Origin of the sequence: Blastococcus sp. MG754426 (genome assembly GCF_021699055.1) — a bacterium.
Lineage (GTDB): Bacteria > Actinomycetota > Actinomycetes > Mycobacteriales > Geodermatophilaceae > Blastococcus.
On record NZ_SSXC01000033.1, the window covers coordinates 1 to 21,042 of the forward strand.

The window sequence follows — 21,042 nt, forward strand, 5'->3', positions numbered from 1 at the left end:
CCGCCGTCCCGTCCGGCCCCGCCGTCCCGTCCGGCCGCGGCGGCCCGACCGGCGGCCCCCGGGGAGCCCGGCGAGGGGCGGCACTGCTGGGTGCACGACCCCCCGGAGGCGCCCGGCACCTGGCCGGGGCTGCTCGTGGAGTGGCGCCAGCGCGACGGCGCCTGGCAGGGCCGGGTCACCTACGCGGTGAGCCGGCCGCACGGGCCGGCGCTCGTCGAGGCGTGGCTGCCGGCCGCCCGGCTGGAGCCGCGGTGAGCACCGTCGCCGGTTAGCGGCGCGCGGTCGCGGCTATGGCTCTCCCCGACCGCACCGCCGATCGACCGGAGGACGCCACGATGACCGGCCCCCAGGACACCCCGAACCTCGACGACGTCATGGAGCCGCAGGAGCACCCCACCCGCGACCGGACCCAGCACGCCAAGGACCCGCACCCCAGCGACGAGGTGCTCGAGCACCGCACCGAGCAGGAGCGGCAGGCGGTGGGGTCGGACGACGCCGACCCGGCGGGCGCCGACCTGCACTCGGCCACCGACTGACCCGGCGCGTGCACCGGCCGGCGGCGCCGGCGCGGCTGCGGGCCGCCGACGTCGCCGGCTGGCTGCTCAAGAGCGCGCGGCCACCGCCGGCCCTCGACGCCGGCTGGCTGCCCGGCACCGCCCGGGAGCTGGCGCGCTGCGTGCGCCGCAGCTACCGGCTCGACCTGGTCGCGGCCGGGCAGCCGGTCCTGCTGTGGGTGAGCGGGCGGGTGACGCCGGGCGTCCACGCGGTCGGCCGCGTCACCGGCCCGGTCGGCGAGACCGCGGACGGCCCGGTCGTCCCGGTCCGCCTGCTCCGCCTGGACGCACCGGTCGGCCGGGCCGAGCTGCGCGCCGACCCGGCCTTCGCCGACGCCGAGGTGCTGCGCATGCCGGCCGGCAGCAACCCCTCCTGGCTGTCCGCCGCGCAGCTGTCCGCCGTCCTGGACCGGATCGCTCCGGGGCAGCTGGGACGATGGCTGCCGTGACTCCGAACCGCCTCCGCTGGGGTGCGCTGCTGTGGGTGCTGACGCTCCAGTTCTTCGTCGTCGAGGCCGTGGCCCAGGCCCGCTGGACCGGCCCCTACTCGCGCGCCGACGAGGTCATCAGCGCCCTGGGCACGGCCGACTCCCCCGCCCGGCAGCTCATGAACGCCTCGTTCGTCGTCCAGGCGGCGCTGATCCTGGGTGGGGCGCTGCTGCTCCTGCCCGTGCTCCGCGGTGCTGCCGCGCGTGCGGTGCCGGCGCTGCTCGGCGCGGCCGCGCTGGGCGTGCTGCTGGTGGGCGTCTTCCCCACCGACGGCAACGGCACCGTGCACGCCGTCGGGGCCGTCCTCCACCTGGCCGGCGGCGCGCTCGGGCTGATCGCGCTCGCCTACGCCGTCCGGCCGATCTCCGAGGCGCTCGGCACCGTCGTGGTGCTGCTCGGGATCGTCGCCACAGCCGGCACGGTCTTCTTCCTCACCGGGGTCACCCGGTACCTCGGGGAGGGCGGCATGGAGCGCGCCGCGGCCTACCCGCTGCCGATCGCCCTGGCGCTCAGCGGCGCCGTCCTGTGGTGGCTCGGGCGCGGCGGTGACCTCGCGGCCGTGGAGTCGTCCCGGCGCGCCGAGCGCGAGCACGAGCGGGCACGGCTGGCCGAGCAGGCCCGGGCGCGCGATGCCGCGCTGGAGTCCGCCGTCGGCGGCGACCGCCGTACCGGCGCGGACGACGAGGACCCGGGCACCGACCCCGAGGACCCCTGGGCCCCGCCGCGCCAGCGCGGCTGAGCCGTCCGGTGGTCAGCCCGCGGGCTCGAAGCGCAGGACGTCGCGCACCGGGCGCCGGCCGCTGACCGCCGGCGCCGGGTCGCCGGGCTCGGCCGGGCGCGGGTAGCCCAGCCGCAGCAGCATCTGCGGGTGGCCGACCAGTGACAACCGCGCCTGCATGCGCACCCGGGTCGCCGGCCAGTCCAGCGCCTGGGTCAGCGGTGAGGCCACCAGACCGGCCGCGGTGACCCGGAGCAGCAGGTGGCCCAGCGCCCGGCCGGCCCGCAGCCAGTCGGCGCGGTCGTCGCCGTCGGTGCCCATGAGGACGACGGCCGGCCGCTCCACCGCCGGCGGCGGGGCGTCGGGGTCGCCGCCGGCCCGGAACGGTTGCTGCTCGCGCTGCCCCACGACGAAGTCGCGGATCAGCCAGTTGGACGCCCGCTCGTGCGGGTCCCCGCTGGGCACCGCGTTCACCGGCACCCCGTCCTGGGCGGCCGGATCGGTGCGCAGCCACCGCTCCAGCTCGGCGAGGTAGGCGGGATCTCCCTGCTCCATCTCCTCGGCCCGGGAGATGAGGAACACCGTGGCGACCTCCTCCTCGGAGCGCGTGATGGGCTTGAGCCACACCCCTGACGCCCCGGCCTCCCGCTGGAGGCGGTCCAGCAGGTCGCCGGGCACGGCGCGCGGCTCGAACGGCGCCCGCACCGTGTGCCGCTCGGGGATCGCCGCGGCCAGCACACGATCGTCGTCGGTGGGCTCCACGGCCCCGGCGAGCCGGACCGTCGCCAGGTGGTCCACGTCCCCGGCGTCGGGGAGCAGCGCCACCTCGGTGCCGTGGCCGGCAGCGGCCAGGGCGGCGACGGCGAACTCGAGCAGCGCGCCGCAGCTGATCACCTGCTGACGGCCGGTCGGGTCGAGGACCGGCAGTGCGCGGTCCCGGTCCAGGTGCAGCTCCAGCCGGTCGGGCCAGGCGGCCAACCGCCACGGCTGCGTGTTGTGGATCGACGGCGCCCGCGTCGCGGCTGCGACCACCTGCGCCCAGTCCTGTTCCTCCACCACGGACCTCCCGGCCGGTCTCGACGGCGGACCACCGGCGGTGGCCCCGGTGCGTGCCTACCCCATGGTCGCGCCGCGGTGCACACCCGGTCGCCGCCGGGGTGCACCGCGGGCCCGTCGCGGGCCTACCGCGGGTCGAGCGCCCCCGCCCGGGCGACGGGCGGACCGGCGGGCGGCACGAGCGCCGGCCGCGACCGCCGTCGGGACACCGCGACACCGACGAGGCACACCAGGCCACCGGCCACCGCCAGGGGTGGCGGCGCCTCGCCCAGCAGCAGCCAGCCGAGCAGGACGACCAGCGGCGGCACCAGGTAGGTGGTGACCCCCAGGCGTCCGGCGTCGGTGCGCGACAGCGCGTAGGCCCAGGTGGTGAACGCCAGCGCGGTGGGGACGACGCCGAGGTACACCAGGCCTGCCACCGACCCCGCCGGCGCGGCGCCCAGGTCGGCGACCAGCACGCCGGCCCAGGGCAGGCAGGCGACCGCGCCGATCGCGCAGGCCGTGAAGGTGACCTGCAGCCCGGGCAGCCGGCGCAGCAGCGGCTTCTGCGCCACCACGCCCACCGCGTAGGTGACCGCCGCCACCACGCAGAGCACGACGCCGGTCAGGTCCGCCTCCGCGCCGCGCGTCGCCAGCCCGATCAGCAGCACGCCCGCGAACGCCACGGCCAGCCCGGCGACCAGCCACCGCGGGAAGCCCTCGCCCAGCAGCAGCCCGGCGAGCACCGCGATCAGCAGCGGCCCGATGTTGACCAGCATCGCCGTCGTCCCGGCGTCGAGGTGCTGCTCGGCGGCGTTCAGGGCGAGGTTGTAGACGGCGAACCAGCCGAGGCCGCAGACGGCCAGCAGCCGCCACTCACCGGCCGTCGGGCGCACCCAGCCGCGGCGGGCGAGGAGCAGGCCCAGCACCAGCGCGCCGACCAGCAGGCGGCCGAGCGCCAGCGCGCCGGGCGAGAGGTCCTCGCCGACCGCGCGGATGCCCACGAAGGCCGATGCCCAGGCGAGCACGGTGACGGCGACGGCGAGCAGCGTGCGGCCGTCCGGAGGTGCGGGGGTGGTCACGCCCCGGACCCTAGGGGCGCCCACCGGCACGGCTCCGGCGGTTTCCGGCCGTGGCACGCGGCTGGCGCCCGCGGCGCGGAAGGGGGCAGGAACGCTGCGGTCCGCGGCGTCCTCAGCCGTGCAGGTGCTCCGCCCAGGTGCGGTGCCCGCGCGCGCCGCCCGCAGGCACCGCGGCGCCGTCCCGCAGCGCGGCGCCGAGCCGGCCCGGCACGGGGGTGGCGATGACCCGGGCGCCCGGCGCGCGCACGGCCGCCCACGCCCGCGCCAGGTCGGCCACCGAGTGCTCCTCGGGGCCACCCAGCTCCACCACGCCGCCCGACGGCGCCGCGCCCGCCACCCCGACCAGGTGGGCGGCGGCGTCGGCGACGTCGACCGGCTGCACCCGCCAGCCCATGGGCACCGGCAGCAGGGGCCCGCGGCGCGCGGTGCCGAGCAGCTCGTCGACGAAGCCGTGGAACTGGGTGATCCGCACCAGCGTGACCGGCAGCCCCGACGCCAGCAGCACCTGCTCGGCCGAGTACTTCGCGCGGTAGTAGGACAGGGGCACCCGGTCCACCCCGACGATCGAGACGAAGACCAGGTGCGGCGGGCGCGACCGGTCGACGGCCTCCACCAGCCGCCGGGTGCCGGCGACGTCGACCTCCCACGGGTTGCCCCGCGGGTCGCTGGCGGCGTGCACCACCACCTCAGCGCCCGCCACCGCCTGCGCCAGGTCCCGCCCGGTCGCGAGGTCCCCCCGCACCCCGCCGGGACCGGTGCCCCGGCGCGACATCGACCGCACCTGGTGCCCGGCGTCGCGCAACCGCGGGACCAGCTCCTGCCCGAGGCGGCCGGTGCCGCCGGTGACCAGTACGTCCACGCGTGCAGTGTGCCGGTCCCCCGCGCCGCCCCGGCGTCGCACCGCCGTCATCTCAGATACGAGATAACGTGGCCCGGTGACGCTCACCGACCAGCCCGCCGACGAGGCCGTCCGGCGGATCGGCGCCCTCGTCCGCGACGCCCGCCGCCACCGCGGCCTCACCCAGCAGCAGCTCGCCGAGCGGCTGGGCACCAGCCAGAGCGCCGTCGCGCGCATCGAGCAGGGCAGCCAGAACCTCACGCTGGAGTTCCTCGGTCGGCTCTCCGCGGCGCTCGACAGCGAGCTGATCCGGCTCGGCCCGGCCGGCCCGGCGCACCTCCGCGTCACCGGCGGCCACCCGCTGCGTGGCCGGGTCGCGGTCAAGTCCTCCAAGAACGCCGCCGTCGCGCTGCTGTGCGCCTCGCTGCTCAACCGGGGCCGCACGACCCTGCGCAACGTCTCCCGGATCGTCGAGGTCGAGCGCATCCTCGACGTGCTGCGCTCCATCGGCGTCTCCGCCACCTGGGACGAGCACGGGCACGACCTCACCCTCGTCGTCCCCGACGAGCTCGACCTCGAGGGCATCGACGCCGACGCCGCGCGGCGCACCCGCAGCATCATCATGTTCCTGGGGCCGTTGCTGCACCGGGCCCGCTCGTTCCGGCTGCCGTACGCGGGCGGGTGCGACCTGGGCACCCGCACGGTGCAGCCGCACATGATCGCGCTGCGCCCGTTCGGCCTCTCCGTCGAGGCGCACGCCGGGGAGTACCAGGCCGGCGTGGACGGGCCGGCCGCCGCCGACCGCACCATCGTGCTGACCGAGCGCGGGGACACCGTCACCGAGAACGCGCTGCTGGCCGCGGCCCGGACCGACGGCACCACGACCATCCGCAACGCCAGCTCCAACTACATGGTCCAGGACCTCTGCCTCTACCTGGAGCTGCTGGGCGTCGGCATCGAGGGCATGGGCTCGACCACGCTGGTGGTCCGCGGGCGGCCGGTGCTCGACGCGGACGTCGACTACACGATCAGCGAGGACCCGGTCGAGGCGATGAGCCTGCTGACCGCCGGGATCGTCACCGGCTCGGAGCTGACGGTGGCCCGGGCGCCGGTGGACTTCCTCGAGGTGGAGCTCGCCGTCCTCGCGGAGATGGGGCTGCGCTACGAGCTCTCCGCCGAGTACCTGGCCGACAACGGGCACACCCGGCTGGCCGACATCACCATCCACCCGTCGGAGCTGCAGGCACCCCTGGACAAGGTGCACCCGATGCCGTTCCCGGGCCTGAACATCGACAACCTGCCGTTCTTCGCGGTGATCGCCGCGCAGGCGCAGGGGTCGACGCTCATCCACGACTGGGTCTACGACAACCGGGCGATCCACCTCTCCGACCTCACCCGGCTGGGCGCCGACGTCCGCCTGCTCGACCCGCACCGCGTGCTCGTCACCGGCCCCACCCGCTGGCGGGCCGCCGAGGTGGTCTGCCCACCGGCGCTGCGCCCGGCCGTGTGCATCCTGCTGGCCATGCTGGCGGCCAAGGGCACCTCGGTCCTGCGTAACGTCGACATCATCGCCCGGGGGTACGAGCAGCTCTACGAGCGCCTGGTCGAGATGGGCGCCGAGATCGAGGTCTTCCGCGACTGACGAAGGGCCCCGTCCTCCTCACCGCTCGCAGGCTCGCGGCGAGCCTCTGGACGGGGCCGTGCCGGGTGAGCCAGGCCCGCGCCCGGCCGGCCCCGCCCGTCAGAGCAGCGCGTCGAAGCCGTCGTCCGGCAGGCCGACGCCGCCGTCCAGCGGGGGCCGGGCGGGCTGGTCCAGGCCCCGCATGCGCGCGGCGTGCAGCGCCAGCAGGAGGTTCAGCCGCAGCGTCGGGTCGGTGGTGAACGACCCGAGGATGCGCTCCAGCTTCCCGATCCGGTACCGCATCGTGTTGTAGTGGAAGTGCAGCCGCCGGGCCGACTCGGCCACGTTGAGGTTGGTCTCCAGCAGCACGCGCAGGGTCTCCCGGAGGTCGGCGGAGTCGGGGTCGACGGCGTCGGCCAGCGGGCCGAGCACCTCGTCGACGTAGGACCGCAGCTCGGTGCTGTCCGGGATCAGCGAGAGCAGCCGGAAGACGCCGAGCTGGTCGAAGTGGGTGACCGCCGACGCGCCGTGGATCTCCAGCCCCACGCCGAGGGCGCGCTGGGCCTGCCGGTGGGCCTCGGCGAGCTCGGAGAGCGATCCGGCGGGCCGGCCGATGCCGGTCCCCAGCACCCGGCCGACCCGGCGCAGCCGCCCGTTGACCCGGGAGCTCACCGCGGAGACCAGGGCCGAGAGCTCCTCCGGGGTGCGCCCGTCCAGCGGCAGCAGCGTCACGATCTCGGTGGCCAGCCCCGCCACCGCCGCGCCCGCGACCTCCGACTCCAGGGCCGCGCGCCAGCCGTCGGCCAGCCGGTCGAGGACGTCGAGGGCGCGGGTGGGATCCGCCGCGGCGTCGGCCATGGTCTCCGTCGCCGTCACCAGGACCGCGACCGGACCGTCGAGGCGCCAGCCGAAGGAACGGGTGTAGGCCAGGGTCCGCTCGGTGTGCCCGACCGCGCCGCCGACCAGCCGGCGGACGAGGTCGCCCTGGAAGCGCAGCTCCACCGAGTGCACGGCCTGCAGGCGGATCACGGAGAGCGCGGCGATGACGGCGGCCCGCTCGAGGACACCACCGGCGCCGAGCATCATCGCCCCGGTGCGGTGCACGGCGACCAGCCAGCCGTGCCGCTGCTCACCGGCCATGATCGGCGCCACGGCGTACTCGCCGACCCCGCCCGGGAGCTCGTGGTGACCCGGGACGAGCAGGATGCCGTCGGCGGGCGAGAGGTCGGCGTCCAGGTCGGCCGGCGTGACCACCGTCTGGTCGGCCCGGACGCCCGAGAGCCGCAGCGACGGCGCCATCGCGGCCAGCTCGTCGTCGGCCGCGGCGTCCAGGAGCCAGAGCCAGTCGCTGATCTCGGCCACGTCGTCGGCCGGGCCGGCGCTGGTGACGACCTCCCGGTCGGGTCCCAGGCCGAGGACGGCGGCGCCCTCGAGCATCACGGCCAGGCGCTGGGTCACCTCGGCCAGGCCGCCGCCGGTGAGCGCGACCTCGGTGAACTCGTCGTCCATGCGGGAGGAGAGCGCCAGGGCCTGACCCTGCTTGGCGACGACGGCGCCCAGGACCCCGGAGACGATCTCGTCCAGCCGGGCCGCGGGCGGGAGGGCGAGCACCGGCAGTCCCCGGCGCCCGGCCTCGGCGAGCACCTCGGCCGGCAGCGGTGGCGGACCGTCCACGCGCCGGTAGGCCAGCGCCGCGGTGCCGACGGCGTCCAGCCGCTCGACCAGCGCCCGGCAGCTGACCGGGTCGGCGGGCGGCAGCCGGGCCCCCAGGACGACGAGGACGTCGGGGCCGGCGGCGGCCAGCGGGTCGGCGGGGTCGTCGACGACCATGTGGCGGATCACCCGGCCGAGCCCGGCCGCGCCGCCGGTGACGGAGGTCCCGGAGAGCACGGGCAGGGCGAGGGCGTCCTCGACGGTCAGCCCCATGCGCTGCTGCCAGCTCGCGCGCTCGTCGCGCCGGTCGGAGCGGGGCGACTCGGCGACCGCCCAGTTGCGACGGAACGGGGTGGTTCCATTACCGTGCGTGGACGACATGAGCGACGCATCACTCTGTGTCACAAGGCATCCCCTTCCAGTCGTCGTCCAGGGTGCCACACGGCAGGAGCCTGTCAGGTGTCCCCGGACGCCGGACCCCATTCTTGGCGACATCCGCCATAAGAGGGCGTGCGACGCGCCGCTTAGGTTCGACCTCGTTCCACCTGCTCGGTGGATGGTAGGCGGCCCGCAGGTGGCCCGCGCACCGTCCCCGGCGCGGGTGGGCGAGGGCGGAGCGCCGACCCACCGGCCTCCGTGTCCCGACGGGTGGAGGGCGTCCCATGCGCGCGATCGACGACACCGAGGTCCGGACCGGCTCGACCGAGCACCTCGCCCGGCGCGGCCGCACCGCGCGGGCCGGGGCGCCCACGATCCCCCTGCCCCGCGACTCGGCGCGCCCCGCCGGCCGCCCGACCCCGGTGATCGCGACGCCGGGCGCGGTGCCCGCCGCGGCGAGCACCGCGGTGGCCGACGTGCTGCGCGGCCCCGTCCGCCCGGCGCGGGTGCTGCTCAGCGTCCCGGCGGCGGTGTACGTCCAGGTCGTCGGCGAGCGCGGTGGCGGCGAGGTCGTCGGCCTGCTCACCAGCGACGCGGCCCGGCTGCCGCTGGGCTGCGTCCTCTTCCGGCCCAGCAACGGGCGGCCGCTGGTCGCGGTCCCCACGGGCGCCCCCGCCGAGGTGGGCGGGGGCCGGGTCGTCGTCGGCGACCTGGCCGTCAGCGCCTCCGCCTGGTGGGACCCGCGCCCCCGGCTGCCCGGGGGGCGCCCGGCGCTGCTGCCCGAGGGCGTCCGCCAGCTGCGCAACGCCCTCTACGGCGAGGGCGTGCCGCACAGCTCGTTCACGCTGCCCGGCCTGCCGACCGGTCCCGGGGGCCCGCTGGCGGCCCTCCGGGGCGCGGTGCGCCGGGCAGACCTGGAGGCGGCGCTGCGCACAGCCACCCGGTTGATCGGGCTCGGGCCGGGCCTCACGCCGGCCGGGGACGACGTCGTGGCCGGCACGATCGCCGGCCTGGTGCTGCTCGGCCACCCCGCGGCGCAGCGCTTCGCCGCCGGCGTCTGCTCGACGGCAGGGGGCCGCACCACCGAGCTGTCCCGGGCGCTCCTGCGGCACGCGGCCGCCGGGCAGGTGAGCGGGGAGTACGCGGCGGTCCTGCGGGGGCTGGTCGGCGAGCGCCCGCTGGCCCCGGCGATCGCGCGGCTGCTGGCCACCGGCGCCACCAGCGGGCGGGCCATGGCGCTCGGGCTGTGCACGGCCATCGACCTGGTGGACCGCACCGCGCGCGTGCGCTGACCGGGAGGGCCGGCGCGGTCAGCCCAGCGGTAGCGGCCGCTCCCCCACCGGGACGGGCAGCAGGGGGCCCAGCGAGTCCCACTGGGCGATGCGGCAGCCGTCGACGCGGGACAACCGCAGGTCGACCGGCTCCCCGTCCCAGCTCCCTGTGACGTGCGCGGTCTGCGGGCCGCCGTACTGCTCGGTGCAGACGAGGTCGTCGGGCAGCGGGGCGAACGGCTCCGCCATCCCGGCCAGGTGCGCGCAGGCCTCCTCGGCCCGCGGGTGGCTGCCACCCGCGCCCGGCGAGCAGGTCAGCGTCCACGTCTCCGCGGGAGTGCCGTCGCCGCGGTCCACCTCGACCGTCAGGTCGTCGTCGGCCTGCGAGACGCCCGTCGCCGCGGAACGTCCGGTGGTGGGGTCGCCGGCGCTGCCCGGACCGGTGGCGCAGGCGCCGAGCAGCACGCCGGCCAGGAGCAGCACCGCTGCCGCCGTCCTCATCAGATGCGGGAGGCGTGGATGCTGGTCACCAGGATCGCTCGGGCACCGAGCTCCCAGAGCTCGTCCATCACCCGGTTGGTGTCGTTGCGGGCGATCATCGCGCGCACGGCCGACCAGCCCGCCGTCTGGAGAGGGCTCACCGTCGGGCCCTCGATGCCCGGGGTGACCGCGGTGGCCCGGTCCAGCAGCTCGTTCGGGCAGTCGTAGTCCAGCATCACGTACTGCCGGGCGACGAGCACGCCGCGCAGCCGCCGGCGCAGCTGCGCCACGGCGGGGATCTCCTCCGCCCCCTCGCGGCGGACCAGGATCGCCTCGCTGCTGAGCACCGGCCGCCCGATGATGTGCAGCCCGGCGGCGCGCAGCGTCGTCCCGGTCTCGACCACGTCGCAGACCGCGTCGGCGACCCCGAGGCGGCAGGCGGTCTCCACCGCGCCGTCGAGCTTCACGACGTCGGCCTTGAGCCCCTGCTCGTCGAGGTAGCGGCGCAGCAGCACCGGGTACGCGGTGGCGATCCGCTTGCCGGCGAGCTGGGCGACGTCCTGGATCTCCGACTCCACCGGGGTGGCGAAGCGGAACGAGGAGCGGCCGAAGCCCAGCGGCATGTCCTCCACCGCGCTGGGCCCCTCGCCGTCGTCCGGGGCGGTCTCCAGCAGCATGTCCCGGCCGGTGATGCCGACGTCCAGCGTGCCGGCGGCGACGTAGACGGCGATGTCGCGCGGGCGCAGGTAGAAGAACTCGGTGTCGTTGTCCGGGTCGTAGACGGCGAGGTCCTTGGCGCTGCGCCGCTGGCGGTAGCCGCTCTCCGCGAGCATCTCCGCCGCCGGCTCGCTCAGCACACCCTTGTTCGGCACAGCGACGCGCAGCACGACTGGTCTCCTAAGGCGACATGATGGAACGGCCTCGTCCCAGGGACCCGCGGCGCGCGAAGCGTGTCGTGGGGAGGGACGAGGTCCTTTCAGAGGTGAGCGTAGACGTCGTCGAGGGTGAGGCCCCGGGCCAGCATGAGGACCTGCACCCGGTAGAGGAGCTGGCTGATCTCCTCGGCGGTGCGCTCCTCGCCCTCGTGCTCGGCCGCCATCCAGGACTCGGCGGCCTCCTCGACGACCTTCTTGCCGGCCGCGTGCACCCCGTCCCGCACCGCGGCGACGGTGCCGGAGGCGGCATCGCCGGCGGCCACCTTCGCGGTGAGCTCGGCGAACAGGCTGTCGAAGGTCTTCACGGGCGGGCCTCCTGGCCGGCGGGGGCGGCGGAGAACCCGGTCTGCCGCTGGGGGGTGCGCAGGTCGCGGAGCACGAGGGCGGTCCGGAGCGCCGCGAGGGTGGCCTCCCAGCCCTTGTCCTCGGCCGATCCGGGCAGCCCGGCCCGGTCGCGGGCCTGCTGCTCGTCGTTCGTGGTGAGGACGCCGTTGCCCACCGGCCTACCGGCGTCCAGCGCCACGCGGGTGAGCCCCGCGGTGACCGCGTCGCACACGTACTCGAAGTGCGGCGTCCCACCGCGCACCACCACGCCGAGGGCCACGACCGCGTCGTGCCGCTCGGCGAGGGCCTGGGCGACGACCGGCAGCTCGACCGCGCCCGGCACGCGGACGACGGTCGGGGCGGCGACGCCGCAGGCCCGGGCGGCGGCGACCGCGCGGTCCAGCAGCGCGCCGGTGATCTCGGCGTGCCAGGTGGTGGCGACCACCCCGAGGGTCAGGCCGGTGGCGTCGACCGGTGCCGCCTCCGGTGCTCCGGTGCCGCTCATGCGGGCTGCTCGTCCTGGCCGAGGGGGACGTCGGTGCCGGGCACCGTCGTGGCGCCGGGGGCGTCGGCGGGGCCGGACTCCGTCTCGGGCTCGATGATGTCGAGCAGGTGCCCCATGCGGTCGCGCTTGGTGCGCAGGTAGCCGAGGTTCTCCGCGGTGACGTGGCTCGGCAGCGAGACCCGGCCCAGCACCCGCAGCCCGTAGCCCTCCAGCCCGGCGCGCTTGGCCGGGTTGTTGGTGAGCAGGCGCATGGTGCGGATGCCGAGGTCGACGAGGATCTGCGCGCCGGTGCCGTAGTCCCGGGCGTCCGCGGGGAGCCCCAGGTCGAGGTTGGCGTCGACGGTGTCGGCGCCCATGTCCTGCAGCTGGTAGGCCTGCAGCTTGTGCAGCAGGCCGATGCCCCGGCCCTCGTGCCCGCGGATGTAGAGCACCACGCCGCGGCCCTCCTGGGCGACGGCGGCCAGCGCCGCCTGCAGCTGCGGGCCGCAGTCGCACCGCAGCGAGCCGAAGACGTCGCCGGTGAGGCACTCGGAGTGGACGCGGACGAGCACGTCGTCGCCGTCGCCGATGTCGCCGTAGACGAAGGCCACGTGCTCGCGTTCGTCGTAGGAGCTGCGGTAGCCGACGGCGGTGAAGGTGCCCGGGGCCAGCGGGACGATCGCCTCGGCCACCCGCTCGACCAGCTTGTCGAAGCGCTTGCGGTAGGCGATCAGGTCGGCGATGGAGACCATCACCAGGTCGTGGTCGTCGGCGAAGACCCGCAGCTCCTCGCCGCGGGCCATGCCCACCGGGTCCTTCTCGCTGACGATCTCGCACAGCACCCCGGCCGGCCGCAGGCCGGCCAGCAACGCCAGGTCGACGGCGGCCTCGGTGTGCCCGGGGCGGCGCAGCACGCCGCCGTCGCGGGCGCGCAGCGGGACGACGTGGCCGGGGCGGGCCAGGTCGGCCGAGGTGGTGTCGGCGTCGGCCAGGGTGCGGATCGTGTGCGCGCGGTCCGCTGCCGAGATGCCGGTGGTCACGCCCTCGCGGGCGTCGACGGTGACCGTGTAGGCGGTGCCGAGGCGGTCCTGGTTCACCCGGTGCATGGGTGGCAGGTCCAGCCGGTCGGCGTCAGCCTCGGTCACGGCCACGCAGACGTAGCCGGAGGTGTAGCGGACCATGAACGCGACGAGCTCGGGGGTCGCCAGCTCGGCGGCGAAGATGAGGTCGCCCTCGTTCTCGCGGTCCTCGTCGTCGACGACGACGACCGGGCGGCCGTCCTTGATCGCGGCGATGGCGCTCTCGATGGAGTCCAGCCGGGTGCGCGGCTCGCTCATGCGCGTGCTCCCAGCAGGCGTTCCACGTACTTGGCGATCACGTCGACCTCCAGGTTGACGGGCTCCCCCGGGGCGCGCGCGCCGAGCGTGGTCTCGCGGAGGGTGGTGGGGATGAGGCTGACCTCGAACCAGGGCTCGGGGTCGGCGGTGCCGCTGACGGCGCTCACGGTCAGGGAGACGCCGTCGACGGCGATGGAGCCCTTCTCGACGACGTAGCGGGCGAGGTCGGCCGGGAGGGCGATCCGCACGACCTCCCAGTGCTCGCCGGGGGTGCGCGAGGCGATCCGCCCGACGCCGTCGACGTGGCCCTGGACGATGTGCCCGCCCAGGCGGGTGTGCGGCGCGACCGCGCGCTCGAGGTTGACCGGCTGGCCGTCGGCGACCGAGCCGAGGCTGCTGCGCCGCAGCGTCTCGGCCATGACGTCGGTGGTCCACACGCCGTTGCCGTCCTCGCCGGGCTGGACCCCGGTGACGGTGAGGCAGACGCCGTTGACCGCGATGGAGTCACCGAGGGAGACGTCGGTGAGCACGGTCCGGGCGCGGATGCGCAGGACGGCGGAATCACCCTGGTCCTCCCGGGCGGCCAGGGTGCCCACCTCCTCGACGATGCCGGTGAACACCTCAGCTCCCTCCGTCCACGCCGTCCCCGCTCGTGCGGGTGCTCCCACCAGTGTGCCGGGTGGGGTGCAGCCGGATCTGCACGTCCCCACCCAACCGGAGGACGTCGGCGACCGAGAAGGACAGCGCCGAGCCGATGCCGGTGATTCCCAGGTCGCCCACGAGGGACGGGCCGGCACCCAGCAGCTTGGGGGCGAGGTGGACGACGGCCTCGTCGACCAGCCCGTCCCGGAGGAACGCGGCGGCGAGCGTGGGCCCGCCCTCCAGCAGCACGCGCCGGACGTCGCGGGCGAAGAGCTCGGCCAGCAGCTCCCCGGGGGACCCGGCGCGGCTGACCAGCGTGGGGGCGGCGTCGTCGAGCACGCGGGCGTGCGCCGGCAGGCGGTCCCGGCGGTCGACGACGACGCGCAGCGGCTGCCGGGCGGCGTCCCGGCCGTCGGCGTCCCGGACGGTGAGCTGCGGGTCGTCGGTGAGCGCGGTCCCCGAGCCGACGACGACGGCGTCGGAGCCGGCCCGGAGCCGGTGCACCTGGGCGCGCGCCTCCGGCCCGGTGACCCAACGGCTGCTGCCGTCGGCCGCGGCGACCCGCCCGTCCAGCGTGGCGGCCACCTTCCAGACCACGTACGGGCGGTGCTCCCGTACCCCGGTGAGCCAGCCGGCCAGCGCGCCGCGCTCCGCGGCCTCCTGCTCCACGCCCAGGACGACGTCGACGCCGGCCGCCCGCAGGCGGTCCGCTCCCCCGCCGGCCAGCTGGGTCGGCTCGGGCACGGCGACGACGACCCGGGCGATGCCGGCGGCCAGCAGGGCGTCGGCGCACGGGCCGGTCCGCCCGGTGTGCGCGCACGGCTCCAGGGTGACGACGGCGGTGCCGCCCCGGGCCCGCTCACCGGCCTGCGCCAGGGCGACGACCTCGGCGTGCGGGCCGCCGGGCGGGGCGGTGGCCCCCTCGCCGGCGACACCGCCGTCGGCATCGAGGACCACCGCGCCGACCGCGGGGTTGGGGCTCGTCGTCCCGAGGACGGCGGCGGCGAGCTCCCGCGCCCGGGCCATGGCGCTGGACTCGTGCGCCGGGGTGCTCGCGCTGGACTCGTGCGCCGGGGTGCTCGCGCTGGACTCGTGCGCCGGGGTGCTCGCGCTGGATTCGTGCGCCGGGGTGCTGGCGGAGCGCTCGGCCGGGGAGGGGCTCACCCGCGCATCGCGGCGGCGGCCTGCGCGCGGAGCGCGGCGATCGCCGTCGCCGGGTCGTCGGCGCCGTAGACGGCCGATCCCGCGACGAACATGTCGACGCCGGCCTCGGCGGCCTGCTCGATGGTGTCGCCGTTGATGCCGCCGTCGATCTCGACCAGGAGGGTGAGCTCACCGCTGTCGACCAGCCGGCGGGCCTCCCGCACCTTGGGCAGCACGTCGGCGATGAAGGCCTGGCCGCCGAAGCCCGGCTCGACGCTCATGACCAGCAGGGTGTCGAAGTCCCGCAGCACGTCGAGGTGCGCCTCCAGCGGCGTGCCGGGCTTGATCGCCAGCCCGGCGAGCGCCCCGGCGGCCCGGATGTCCCGGGCGACGGCGCGGGCGTCGCGGCAGGCTTCGGCGTGCACGGTCACGTTGCGCACACCGGCCTCGGCGTAGCCCGGCGCCCAGCGCTCGGGGTCCTCGATCATCAGGTGGCAGTCCAGGGGGACGGGGCTGACCCGCTGGATCGCCTCGACCACCGGCAGCCCCAGGGTCAGGTTCGGGACGAAGTGGGCGTCCATGACGTCGACGTGCAGCCAGTCGGCGTCGGCCACGCGCGCCACCTCGTCGGCCAGCCGGGCGAAGTCCGCGGAGAGCAGGCTCGGGGCGATCATCGGTTCGCGGGGCACGTCCGCCGAGTCTAGGTGGCCGCCGGCCGGGAACCGGAGGCGTCCGCCGGGCGTCAGGCGTGGGAGGGGCACGGCGATGGTGCCCCCGCGAGCCACGGGAGGAACCGCCGTGCCGACGTCGGTCTTCGTCGCCCTCGTCCTCGTCATCTGGGTCGCCACCGGGTTCGGGGCCGCCCTCTTCCTCGGCCGCCGCGGCTACCGCGCGCCGCAGTGGTGGTTCCTCGGCGCGGTGCTGGGTCCGCTGTTCGTACCGATGGCGCTCGAACGCGCCCGGAGCGAGGACCGGGTGGTCGAGCGCACGCCCCTGACCGACGAGACACCGGTGTCCGCGGGCGCGGTCACGCTGGTCGCGGGCGTCGACGGGTCCCCGGAGTCCGACCGGGCCCTGCGGGACGCGGTGCGGCTCTTCGACGCCGCGGGCTCACGGGTGGTGCTGGTGATGGCCGTCGACCCCGACGTCGTCGAGTTCCGCGACGAGACCGAGCGGGACCGGTGCCGCGCGCTGCTGGCCGAGCGGGCCGGCTGGTTCACCGCCCCGCGACCGGTCATCGAGATCGTCAGCGGCCGCCCCGCCTCCGCGCTGCTCGACGTCGCGGTGGAGGAGCGCGCCGACGTCGTCGTCGTGGGCCGCCGGGGCCGGGGCCTCTCGCACCGCGTGCTCGGCAGCGTGGCCGAGCACGTCACCCGGCACTCCCCCGTCCCCGTGCTGCTCGCCGGGCCCGCGACCGGCTGACCGGGGACGGACGTGTCCGTTGCGGGCGACCGGGTAGGGCCGCACCCATGGCTTCCGACACCACCGCACCCGCGCCCTACGACGGCTTCGACCGGATGCCCATCGGCGGCACCTGGCGGGCCGGCCGGGCCGGCAGGACCGCCACCGACACCGATCCCTACACCGGCGAGACGCTGACCGAGATCCCGCTCGCGGACGCCGACGACCTCGACGAGGCCTACGCCACGGCGAGGGAGGCCCAGCGCGAGTGGGCCGCCCGGCTGCCCGGCGACCGCGCCGAGGTGATGCGCCGCGCCGCCCGGATCATGGAGGCCCGCAAGGACGAGATCGTCGACTGGCACATCCGCGAGAGCGGCGCCGCGGCGCCGGCCGCCGAGTTCGAGTTCGCGATCACCCTGCGGGACTTCCACGAGGCGTCGTCCTACCCGTACCGGGTGGAGGGCCGGATCCTGCCGGCCGACGTGGAGGGCAAGGAGAGCCGGGTCTACCGCCGGCCGGTCGGCGTGGTCGCGGTGATCAGCCCGTGGAACGTCCCGATGCACCTGTCCAACCGCTCGGTCGCCCCCGCCCTGGCGCTGGGCAACGCCGTCGTCCTCAAGCCCGCCGGCGACACCCCGGTCACCGGGGGCCTGCTGCTGGCCAAGGTCTACGAGGAGGCGGGGCTGCCCCCGGGCCTGCTGTCGGTCGTCATCGGCGCCGGCCGGGACATCGGTGACGCGATCGTCAGCCACCCGACGCCGCGCGTGGTGTCCTTCACCGGCTCCACGCCGGTGGGCAAGGGGATCGCCGAGAAGGCCGGCCTCAAGAAGCTCTCGCTGGAGCTGGGCGGCAACGGCCCGCTGGTCGTGCTCGACGACGCCGACGTGGAGTACGCCGTGGACGCCGCGGTGTTCGGGAAGTTCTTCCACCAGGGCCAGGTGTGCATGATCACCAACCGGATCGTGGTGGACGCCGCGGTGCACGACGAGTTCGTCGACCGCTACGTGGAGCGGGTGCGCGGGCTGAAGGCCGGCGACCCCCGCGAGGCCGACACCGTGATCGGCCCGATCATCAACGGCAAGCAGCTGGAGGGCATCCAGCAGAAGGTGGCCCAGGCCCGGGACGACGGCGCCGAGCAGCTGCTGGGTGGCGACCCCACCGGACCGATCGGCTCGGTGCTGCCCCCGCACGTGCTGCTGGGCGGCAACGACGTCGCCACCGCCCGCCAGGAGGTGTTCGGCCCCGTCGCGACGATCATCCGGGCCCGCGACGAGGCCGACGCGCTCGCCATCGCCAACGACACCGAGTACGGGCTCTCCAGCGCCGTCTTCACCCGGGACACCCTGCGCGGGGTCAACTTCGCGCTGCAGGTCGAGGCGGGGATGACGCACGTCAACGACTCCCCGCTCAACGACGAGAACAACACCGCGTTCGGCGGCGAGAAGGAGTCGGGCCTGGGCCGGTTCGGCGGCGAGTGGGCGATCGAGGAGTTCACCACCGACCACTGGGTGAGCGTGCAGCACACCCGGCGCCGCTTCCCCTTCTGACGACCCCGGCGGGCGCACCGGGTCCACACCGGGTGCGACGGACCCGGGGTCGTCACCCGCTGATCGCCACGAGCCCGTCGCGCCCGGCGCCTCCGGCGGCCCGGCCCGCGAGCCCGCGCGGCGCCCGCCGGTGGGGTGCGGCGGGGGCGAGCTCGCGGTCGGCCCAGCGGGGCCAGGGGCGGTCCGCCCCCCGGCCGGTGCGCCGGACCAGCAGCCGGAGCGCCTGCTCGACGGTCGGCCGGGCCGCCGGTTCCGGGTGGGTGAGCGCGTCCAGCACGCCGTCCAGCGGTCCGGGGCCGCTCGCCGGGTCGAGGACGGCGCGCAGCGTCGCGCCGACCCCGTGGACGTCCATCGCCGCCGTCACCGGCCCGCCCCGAGCCGCGGCGAGCTCCGGTGCGACGAAGCCGTCGGTGCCGACCTCCTCCCCCCGTCGCAGCACGTGCCCCAGCGGGCGGGAGGCGCCCAGGTCCACCAGGCGCGCGCGGCGGTCGACGAGGAGGACGTTGTCCGGGCAGACGTCGAGGTGCGCGTGGCCGGCCGCGTGCAGCCCACGCAGGGCCGAGAGCAGCGCCACGCCCAGGCGCGCCGCGTCGGGCGCGGGCAGCGGCCCGTCCTCGCCGACGACCTCGTCGAGCGCGGGACCGTCCAGGTACTCGAGGACCAGGTGCGGCAGCGGCGCGCGGGTGCCGTTGCCGAGCAGCCGGGGGAAGACCGGGTGCCGCACCGCCCGCAGCGCGCGGGCCTCCCGCCCGAGCGCCCGGGTCCAGCGCGGCCGCGACCAGCCGGGGCGGACGACCTTCACCAGGGTCGGCTGCCACAGCTGCGCCGACCAGCACAACCAGGTCTGGCAGTGGTGCCCGACGGCCAGCTCCTCCCACGCCAGCTGCCCCGGCACGAGGTGGCTCCCGCGCGGCGGGGCCCACACGGGGCCGCCGTCGTCCCGGTCCGGGCGCACGGGCGGCAGGCTCACGGCGGTACTCCTCGAGGGGCTCGGGCGGGGAAGCGTCCCCCCGGCCGGGACTGGGGGGACGGCCGGGGGGACGCTTCGCTCGGGGGAGCGCTCTCAGTACTTCTTCGAGCGCGAGCGCGAACGGGAGTAGCTGCGGCTCTTGCTGCGACTGCGCCCCTTCTTCTTCCGGTGACTCGGCGCGGAGACGACGGCGCCGAGGACGCGGGTGGTGGACATGCAGGTCACCTCCTCTCCCCCTGGGACGGACGACCGGCGCGGGCCGGGCTGCGGCCCGGGCCGGTGGCAGGTGCGCACCCGGCGGGTGCCGTGGGCGCGGGCGCGACCGGCGGCCGCGGCGTGGCGCCGCCGCGGGCGCTGTGCGCCGGGACGGGACGGGCGGCGACCGGGCGGGCCGCGACGACCGGCGGCGGCGCGGGCAGCGGGCCGGCCGGCGGCTGCACCTCCACGGTCCGGTCGGCGATGGCGGCCAGCCGGGGGTCGTGCGTGACGACCAGCACGGTGCGGCCGCGGCCCACGGTGCGGATCGCGGCGATCACCTGGTGGGCCGCCTCCCGGTCCAGGGAGGCGGTCGGCTCGTCGAGCAGCAGGACCGGTGCCGGTGAGATCACGGCCCGGGCGAGGGCCACCCGCCGGCGCTGGCCGCCCGACAGCTGGGCCCCGCTCTCGCCCAGCGGCGTGTCGTAGCCCAGGGGCAGGCGGGCGGCGAACTCCTCCACGCGGGCCGCCTGCGCCGCCGCCACCAGCTCCTCGCAGGTCGCCGCCGGGTTGCCGAACGCGATGTTCTCCGCGAGCGTGCCGTCGAGCAGCCACGGGTCCTGGGGCACGTAGGCCAGGCTCTGGCGCAGCTGCACCGGGTCGAAGCCGCGGAGGTCGGTCCCGTCGAGCAGGATGCGGCCGCCGTCGACGTCGTACAGCCGCAGGACCAGTTGCAGGACGGTGCTCTTGCCCGATCCGCTCGGCCCGAACAGGCAGACCGTCTCCCCCGCCGCGACGGTGAGGTCGAAGCCGTCGAGCACCGGGCGGTCCGGCGCGTAGGCGAACCGCACGCCCTCCAGCCGCAGCCCCTCCCGCACCGGCGGCACCGGGTGCGGGCGGGCGGGCGCGGGCACCGCCTCGGTGCAGTCGAGCACCTCGGCCAGGCGCGCGATGCTGGCCGCGGCCTTCGCCCGCACCCCGGTCAGCCGCACCAGGCCGCGGACCGGGGACTGCAGGTCGCGCAGGTAGGCCAGGACCACCAGGAGCTCCCCGGTGGTCAGCACCCCGTCGCGCACCTGCAGGCCGCCGGCGAGCAGGACGGCGCCGGTGCCGAAGGCGAGGACCACCGACGGCACGGGCGACCACCGGGCCTCGGTGGTGACCGCGGCCTGCTCGGCGGCGACCGTGCTGTCGTTGTGCGCGGCGAACATCGCCTGCGCCCGGTCCAGGCGGCCGAACGCCTGGACGGCCCGCACGTTGCGCAGCAGCTCCACCGCCGTGGCGGCCAGCCGTCCCGACGCGGCGCGGGCGGCCTGCTCGGCCGCCCGGACCCGCCGGCGCTGCCGCGCGGTCAGCCACGCCAGGACCGGCAGCACCGTCGTCCCGAGCAACGCCAGCACCGGGTCGACGGCGAGCAGCACGACCAGCACGCCGGTGAGCAGCAGCAGGTCGGGGACCAGCGTCGTGAACGTGACGACGACGGCGTCGAGGGCCCGCCCCACGTCGGTGGTGAGCCGGTTGGCCACCTCGCCGGAGCGCGTCCGGTCGTGCCAGCGCAGCGAGAGGGTCAGCACGTGGGCGAAGACGCCGGCCCGCAACCGGCCCCCGATGCGCTCGGCCGCCCGTTCGCTGCTCGCCGTCGCGGCGACACCGAGCAGCCCCTCGGCGACGACCAGCGCCACCGTGGCGACCGCGGCGACGACCAGCAGGCCCACCGGATCCACACCGGCGAGCGGCGCCGCCGGGCCCTGCGGCGGCAGCCCGCCGAGCGCGGAGTCGACCGCGAGCGCCAGCGGCCAGGGGCGCAGCAACGAGCAGCCCACCTGACCGATGGAGGCACCGGCCGCCAGCGCGAGCCGGCCGCGCTCGGGACGGACGAACGGCAGCACCGGCCGCAGACCCCGGGGTCCGGGCGGAGCGCCGTGCCGTCGCATGGCGGCACGTT

The 21,042-nt window shown here is 76.6% G+C and carries 23 protein-coding genes; 8 read left to right on the forward strand and 15 right to left on the reverse strand.

Annotation, left to right across the window (positions count from 1 at the left end; genetic code table 11):
* From E9549_RS12350 to E9549_RS12365, 4 genes are all read left to right on the forward strand, one after another.
* Window positions 1-255: hypothetical protein (locus tag E9549_RS12350; RefSeq protein WP_236826836.1), on the forward strand; the 255-nt coding region annotated here is incomplete at its 5' end.
* An 80-nt stretch (window positions 256-335) separates the two neighbouring features.
* Window positions 336-536 carry a hypothetical protein gene (locus tag E9549_RS12355; RefSeq protein WP_236826837.1) on the forward strand — a complete coding sequence of 67 codons (201 nt, stop codon included), beginning with the start codon at window positions 336-338 and terminating at the stop codon, window positions 534-536.
* Between the two features lie 8 nt (window positions 537-544).
* Window positions 545-1,003 (forward strand): hypothetical protein, encoded by a 459-nt coding sequence (locus E9549_RS12360; RefSeq protein WP_236826838.1) that lies wholly within the window; start codon window positions 545-547, stop codon window positions 1,001-1,003.
* A complete protein-coding gene (locus tag E9549_RS12365; RefSeq protein ID WP_236826839.1) occupies window positions 991-1,782 on the forward strand; it encodes a DUF998 domain-containing protein in 792 nt (263 codons plus the stop codon). Before E9549_RS12360 ends, E9549_RS12365 begins: the two co-directional genes overlap by 13 nt.
* Before the next feature lie 12 nt (window positions 1,783-1,794).
* Here the strand turns inward: E9549_RS12365 and E9549_RS12370 are convergent, their stop codons facing one another.
* From E9549_RS12370 to E9549_RS12380, 3 genes are all read right to left on the reverse strand, one after another.
* The gene (locus E9549_RS12370) at window positions 1,795-2,820 is read right to left on the reverse strand and encodes a hypothetical protein (protein WP_236826840.1); all 1,026 of its coding nucleotides are present in this window, start codon (window positions 2,818-2,820) and stop codon (window positions 1,795-1,797) included.
* Between the two features lie 122 nt (window positions 2,821-2,942).
* The gene (locus E9549_RS12375) at window positions 2,943-3,878 is read right to left on the reverse strand and encodes a DMT family transporter (RefSeq protein ID WP_236826841.1); all 936 of its coding nucleotides are present in this window, start codon (window positions 3,876-3,878) and stop codon (window positions 2,943-2,945) included.
* A 112-nt stretch (window positions 3,879-3,990) separates the two neighbouring features.
* A complete protein-coding gene (locus E9549_RS12380) occupies window positions 3,991-4,737 on the reverse strand; it encodes an SDR family oxidoreductase (RefSeq protein ID WP_236826842.1) in 747 nt (248 codons plus the stop codon).
* 76 nt (window positions 4,738-4,813) lie between these two features.
* Between E9549_RS12380 and E9549_RS12385 the strand changes: the two genes are divergently transcribed.
* A complete protein-coding gene (locus E9549_RS12385) occupies window positions 4,814-6,358 on the forward strand; it encodes a UDP-N-acetylglucosamine 1-carboxyvinyltransferase (RefSeq protein ID WP_236826843.1) in 1,545 nt (514 codons plus the stop codon).
* 99 nt (window positions 6,359-6,457) lie between these two features.
* Here the strand turns inward: E9549_RS12385 and E9549_RS12390 are convergent, their stop codons facing one another.
* Window positions 6,458-8,371 carry a helix-turn-helix domain-containing protein gene (locus tag E9549_RS12390; protein WP_236826844.1) on the reverse strand — a complete coding sequence of 638 codons (1,914 nt, stop codon included), beginning with the start codon at window positions 8,369-8,371 and terminating at the stop codon, window positions 6,458-6,460.
* Between the two features lie 281 nt (window positions 8,372-8,652).
* On the opposite strand from E9549_RS12390, the gene E9549_RS12395 reads away from it, so the two are divergent.
* The gene (locus E9549_RS12395) at window positions 8,653-9,660 is read left to right on the forward strand and encodes a DUF2877 domain-containing protein (RefSeq protein WP_236826845.1); all 1,008 of its coding nucleotides are present in this window, start codon (window positions 8,653-8,655) and stop codon (window positions 9,658-9,660) included.
* A gap of 18 nt (window positions 9,661-9,678) precedes the next feature.
* On the opposite strand, the gene E9549_RS12400 is transcribed toward E9549_RS12395, so the two are convergent.
* The 8 genes from E9549_RS12400 to rpe all read right to left on the reverse strand — a co-directional run bounded on the left by E9549_RS12400 (window position 9,679) and on the right by rpe (window position 15,673).
* Complete coding sequence (locus tag E9549_RS12400; protein ID WP_236826846.1) at window positions 9,679-10,122, reverse strand: SSI family serine proteinase inhibitor; 444 nt, start codon at window positions 10,120-10,122, stop codon at window positions 9,679-9,681.
* A gap of 17 nt (window positions 10,123-10,139) precedes the next feature.
* Window positions 10,140-11,006, reverse strand: coding sequence for an ATP phosphoribosyltransferase (gene hisG / locus E9549_RS12405; protein ID WP_236826847.1), 867 nt, complete (start codon window positions 11,004-11,006; stop codon window positions 10,140-10,142).
* Window positions 11,007-11,095: 89 nt separating this feature from the next.
* Window positions 11,096-11,359 carry a phosphoribosyl-ATP diphosphatase gene (locus tag E9549_RS12410; protein ID WP_236826848.1) on the reverse strand — a complete coding sequence of 88 codons (264 nt, stop codon included), beginning with the start codon at window positions 11,357-11,359 and terminating at the stop codon, window positions 11,096-11,098.
* Window positions 11,356-11,883 (reverse strand): 6,7-dimethyl-8-ribityllumazine synthase, encoded by a 528-nt coding sequence (gene ribH / locus E9549_RS12415; protein WP_236826849.1) that lies wholly within the window; start codon window positions 11,881-11,883, stop codon window positions 11,356-11,358. Before ribH ends, E9549_RS12410 begins: the two co-directional genes overlap by 4 nt.
* On the reverse strand, window positions 11,880-13,199 hold the full coding sequence (locus E9549_RS12420) for a bifunctional 3,4-dihydroxy-2-butanone-4-phosphate synthase/GTP cyclohydrolase II (protein WP_236826850.1): 1,320 nt from the start codon (window positions 13,197-13,199) through the stop codon (window positions 11,880-11,882). The genes ribH and E9549_RS12420 overlap by 4 nt, the downstream gene beginning before the upstream one ends.
* Window positions 13,196-13,819 carry a riboflavin synthase gene (locus E9549_RS12425; protein ID WP_236826851.1) on the reverse strand — a complete coding sequence of 208 codons (624 nt, stop codon included), beginning with the start codon at window positions 13,817-13,819 and terminating at the stop codon, window positions 13,196-13,198. The genes E9549_RS12420 and E9549_RS12425 overlap by 4 nt, the downstream gene beginning before the upstream one ends.
* A gap of 1 nt (window position 13,820) precedes the next feature.
* Window positions 13,821-15,005 carry a bifunctional diaminohydroxyphosphoribosylaminopyrimidine deaminase/5-amino-6-(5-phosphoribosylamino)uracil reductase RibD gene (gene ribD, locus E9549_RS12430; protein WP_236826852.1) on the reverse strand — a complete coding sequence of 395 codons (1,185 nt, stop codon included), beginning with the start codon at window positions 15,003-15,005 and terminating at the stop codon, window positions 13,821-13,823.
* Entirely contained in the window at window positions 15,002-15,673 is a 672-nt protein-coding gene (rpe, locus tag E9549_RS12435; RefSeq protein ID WP_236826853.1) for a ribulose-phosphate 3-epimerase, read from the reverse strand. Before rpe ends, ribD begins: the two co-directional genes overlap by 4 nt.
* Window positions 15,674-15,782: 109 nt before the next feature.
* On the opposite strand from rpe, the gene E9549_RS12440 reads away from it, so the two are divergent.
* Window positions 15,783-16,406 (forward strand): universal stress protein, encoded by a 624-nt coding sequence (locus tag E9549_RS12440; RefSeq protein ID WP_236826854.1) that lies wholly within the window; start codon window positions 15,783-15,785, stop codon window positions 16,404-16,406.
* A gap of 47 nt (window positions 16,407-16,453) precedes the next feature.
* Window positions 16,454-17,932: an aldehyde dehydrogenase family protein gene (locus tag E9549_RS12445; RefSeq protein ID WP_236826855.1), complete on the forward strand. Its 1,479-nt coding sequence runs from the start codon at window positions 16,454-16,456 to the stop codon at window positions 17,930-17,932.
* 52 nt (window positions 17,933-17,984) lie between these two features.
* Here the strand turns inward: E9549_RS12445 and E9549_RS12450 are convergent, their stop codons facing one another.
* The 3 genes from E9549_RS12450 to E9549_RS12455 form a co-directional block, all read right to left on the reverse strand.
* Window positions 17,985-18,902 (reverse strand): protein kinase, encoded by a 918-nt coding sequence (locus tag E9549_RS12450; RefSeq protein ID WP_236826856.1) that lies wholly within the window; start codon window positions 18,900-18,902, stop codon window positions 17,985-17,987.
* A gap of 93 nt (window positions 18,903-18,995) precedes the next feature.
* On the reverse strand, window positions 18,996-19,118 hold the full coding sequence (locus E9549_RS23395) for a hypothetical protein (protein ID WP_255709039.1): 123 nt from the start codon (window positions 19,116-19,118) through the stop codon (window positions 18,996-18,998).
* Between the two features lie 5 nt (window positions 19,119-19,123).
* On the reverse strand, window positions 19,124-20,986 hold the full coding sequence (locus tag E9549_RS12455; RefSeq protein ID WP_236826857.1) for an ABC transporter ATP-binding protein: 1,863 nt from the start codon (window positions 20,984-20,986) through the stop codon (window positions 19,124-19,126).
* Between the last annotated feature and the right edge of the window lie 56 nt (window positions 20,987-21,042).

Coding starts and splice junctions, on each gene's coding strand:
- E9549_RS12365 (WP_236826839.1), top strand. CDS start 991: ATGGCTGCCGTGACTCCGAACCGCCTCCGCTGGGGTGCGCTGCTGTGG.
- E9549_RS12395 (WP_236826845.1), top strand. CDS start 8,653: ATGCGCGCGATCGACGACACCGAGGTCCGGACCGGCTCGACCGAGCAC.
- E9549_RS12420 (WP_236826850.1), bottom strand. CDS start 13,199: ATGAGCGAGCCGCGCACCCGGCTGGACTCCATCGAGAGCGCCATCGCC.
- E9549_RS12445 (WP_236826855.1), top strand. CDS start 16,454: ATGGCTTCCGACACCACCGCACCCGCGCCCTACGACGGCTTCGACCGG.
- E9549_RS12355 (WP_236826837.1), top strand. CDS start 336: ATGACCGGCCCCCAGGACACCCCGAACCTCGACGACGTCATGGAGCCG.
- E9549_RS23395 (WP_255709039.1), bottom strand. CDS start 19,118: ATGTCCACCACCCGCGTCCTCGGCGCCGTCGTCTCCGCGCCGAGTCAC.
- E9549_RS12390 (WP_236826844.1), bottom strand. CDS start 8,371: ATGTCGTCCACGCACGGTAATGGAACCACCCCGTTCCGTCGCAACTGG.
- ribH (WP_236826849.1), bottom strand. CDS start 11,883: ATGAGCGGCACCGGAGCACCGGAGGCGGCACCGGTCGACGCCACCGGC.